This window comes from Tamlana crocina (assembly GCF_012037625.1).
The window spans coordinates 1-294 of sequence record NZ_JAAVJS010000791.1 but is presented as its reverse complement, the minus strand read 5'-3'; the positions used below and the strand labels follow the sequence as shown (position 1 = coordinate 294).

General features: G+C 38.8%; 1 protein-coding gene. It reads left to right on the top strand.

The genetic code is table 11. From position 1 onward, the window contains the following. The coding region (locus HC176_RS19025; protein WP_167920529.1) for a four helix bundle protein at nt 1–275 on the top strand (275 nt) is incomplete at its 5' end. Nucleotides 276–294: the final 19 nt, after the last annotated feature.

Genomic DNA, 294 nt, shown 5'->3' with positions numbered 1-294 from the left:
AAGAAAAAGAATATGTCCTGCCAAAGCAATTTCTTAGGTCCGGCACTTCCATAGGAGCAAATGTTGCCGAAGCTAATGGAGCAATATCAACTGCAGATTTTTCTTCAAAGGTATCCATAGCATACAAAGAAAGTCTTGAGACTAAATTCTGGCTTAGGTTGTTCGAAGCTACCGATTACATTGGGGCCGAAGAATTCCAGGACATGTTTGAGAAAGCTGATGAACTCTCCAGGATCATGTACAGTATCTTGAAAAAAACCAGGATGAATAAGTAATTTTTTGAGTGATAATTGG